Genomic DNA, 2474 nt, shown 5'->3' on the forward strand with positions numbered 1-2474 from the left:
TTGCCCCACGCCCGGACCACCTCGCCCTGGCTCTCCGCGGCGAGGTCCGACGGCTGCGGCCACCGGGCCAGCCACTGCTCCCACACCGGCCACACCCGGTTCACCGGGGTCTGCTGCAGCATGATCTCGCTGACCAGCACCCCCCACGGGGTGACGTCGGAGCGCCGCCACGGCAGGTCCCGTGCGTGGTCGGCGAACCAGTCGAGCAGGGTGTCGGCGTCGACGGTGTCGACGGAAGGGACGAGGTCGGACATCGGCGCCAGGGTAGCGGCACCTTCTCAGGCGACCTCGCGCAGCTCCCGGGTGCGGATGTCCAGGACGAAGCCCCGCACGCCGTCGGTGTGCGGCAGGTACGGGCTGCGCCGCACCCGTGTGACGGACCGCCGCACGCCGTCCTCGGCGTCCCGGAAGGCCTCGACGGCCCACGACGGCCGCAGGCCGGTGTCGGCTTCGAGTTCGTCCCGGAACCCGTCCTCGGTCACCGTGCTCACGCCGCACTCGGTGTGCCCGACGACCATGACCTCCCGGGTGCCGAGCTTGCGTTGACTCAACGCCAGCGACCGGATCACGTCGTCGGTGACGATCCCGCCCGCGTTGCGCAGCACGTGCGCCTCGCCGTGCGCCAGTCCGAACAGCTCGGGCACGCGGATCCGCGCGTCCATGCAGGTGACCACCGCGACGGCGAGCGCGGGCGGGGCCGGGGTGTCGTCCTCCGTGGCGGCGCGGTCCCGTCCGGCCGCGCGGACCAGCAGTTCGTCGATCGAGCTCATGGTCCCGTATTGTTTCCGCCGCCGTCCTCCGACGGTGCACCGGCCCCGGTCAGGGGCCGAACCACTGCTCCTCCGCGGTGCGCGGGGCGGCCGACGTGCCGCCGATGCGCAGTTCCGTGGGCAGCGTGATGACCTTCGGCGTCGTCCGGTCGGCCTCCTCCAGCAGCAGCCTGCCCGCGGCCCGGCCCTTCTCCAGCACCGGCTGGTGCACCGTGGTCAGCCCCGCGCGTGAGGCCTCGGCGATGCCGTCGAACCCGGTGATCGTGAGATCGGCGGGCACGCGCAGGCCGCGCCGCCCGGCCTCGGCCATCGCGCCGAGGGCGAGGATGTCCGAGGTGCAGATCAACGCCGTCACCCGCGGGTGGGCGTCGAGCAGTTGCCGGGCGGCGGTGGCGCCGTCGTCGACGGTGTGGTCGAACCGTTCCACGACGGGCACGGTGTCCCAGGCGACCCCGGCCGCCTCGAACGTCCGCGCCAACGCGGCGAGCCGGGTGCGCTGCACGTGGTAGTGGGCCTCCCGCTGCCGCCGCAGGGGGACGAAGTCGTCGTTGCGGTCGCTGGCCAGCCGCATGCACAGCACGCCGACCTGCCGGTGGCCGAGCCCGACGACGTGATTGGCGACCTCGACGGTCGCGTTCTCGTCGTCCGGGCCGACCCGGTCGATGCCGTCGAGCTGGGGCTGGTCGACCACCACCGTGGGGACGGGGCGGGACAGCACGGCCGACAGGTGCGGGTCGTCGTCGGGCACCGAGTAGACGACGAAGCCGTCGACCGCCGCCTGGTGCACCGCGGCCACCTCCTCCCTGCCCGGGCTGGCGGGGACGAGGTGCAGCCCGACGCCCGCGTCCTCGCAGGCCAGCGCGAGCCCTTCCAGCACGCCGACCGCCGCGGGGTCGCGGAAGGCGTAGGAGAGGTTCTCGGTGAGCAGCAGCCCGACCGCGCCGGCCTTCCGGGTGCGCAGTGAGCGTGCTACCGGGTCGGGTCCGGGGTATCCGAGACGACGGGCCGTGTCCAGGACCCGCCGCCGCAGTTCCGGCGACAGCTGGTCCGGCCGGTTGTACGCGTTCGACACCGTGGTCCTGGACACGCCCAGCTCGGCAGCCAGCGACGCCAAGGTCGCCTGTCGCCTGGTTCGCATCGGCCGGTTCATGGAAGAACCGTAACGGTTCAGAAGTCGCAGCAGAAGGAGAGCCCAACGTGGCTCACACGGTAACTCCGCGTCGTCGGATTGTTCACCCGACCGGTGGTCGTCGGGTCGATGGATCGGGTAAGGTGAAGTCGACAATCATTTCCAACTGTGTGGGGTGATGCGGGGTGCGGTTCAGCGGTGCTCACTCGAAGGGGTGGCTGACGGTCGCCGCGCTGGGCAGCGCGGTGGCCCTGACGGCGACGGCCTGTGGCGGCGGGAACGGTGCGGGCGACGGGGACGAGAACGGCGACGGGGGCCTCGCCGTGGTCGCCTCGACCAACGTCTGGGCGAGCGTGGCCGAGGAGGTCGGCGGGCGGCACGTGGACGTGCGGGCGCTCATCGACGACCCGGCGGCCGACCCGCACTCCTACCAGGCCGATGCCGAGGACGCCGTCGAGGTGCAGTCGGCGGACCTGCTGATCGCCAACGGCGGCGGCTACGACGACTTCTTCGCCCGCCTCGCCGACCGGGCACCCGACGTGCCCACGGTCGTCGCGGTCGACCAGGCGCCGGGG

Annotated in this window: 3 protein-coding genes and 1 pseudogene; 1 reads left to right on the top strand and 3 read right to left on the bottom strand. The window is 73.0% G+C overall.

Going from position 1 to position 2474, the window contains the following annotated elements; all coding sequences use genetic code 11:
• The 3 genes and pseudogenes from ACTIR_RS26815 to ACTIR_RS0117035 all read right to left on the bottom strand — a co-directional run.
• Positions 1 to 254 (bottom strand): annotated as a pseudogene (locus ACTIR_RS26815) (A/G-specific adenine glycosylase); the annotation flags it as partial.
• 24 nt (positions 255 to 278) lie between these two features.
• Positions 279 to 770, bottom strand: coding sequence for a beta-class carbonic anhydrase (locus ACTIR_RS0117030; RefSeq protein WP_026455184.1), 492 nt, complete (start codon positions 768 to 770; stop codon positions 279 to 281).
• Positions 771 to 819: 49 nt separating this feature from the next.
• Positions 820 to 1920: a LacI family DNA-binding transcriptional regulator gene (locus tag ACTIR_RS0117035; protein WP_026455185.1), complete on the bottom strand. Its 1101-nt coding sequence runs from the start codon at positions 1918 to 1920 to the stop codon at positions 820 to 822.
• 164 nt (positions 1921 to 2084) lie between these two features.
• On the opposite strand from ACTIR_RS0117035, the gene ACTIR_RS0117040 reads away from it, so the two are divergent.
• Positions 2085 to 2474 (top strand): metal ABC transporter substrate-binding protein (locus ACTIR_RS0117040; protein ID WP_026455186.1); only part of this gene is annotated, 390 nt, incomplete at its 3' end.

Origin of the sequence: Saccharomonospora iraqiensis subsp. iraqiensis (genome assembly GCF_000430445.1) — a bacterium.
In the GTDB taxonomy this organism is placed as follows: Bacteria; Actinomycetota; Actinomycetes; order Mycobacteriales; family Pseudonocardiaceae; genus Saccharomonospora; species Saccharomonospora iraqiensis.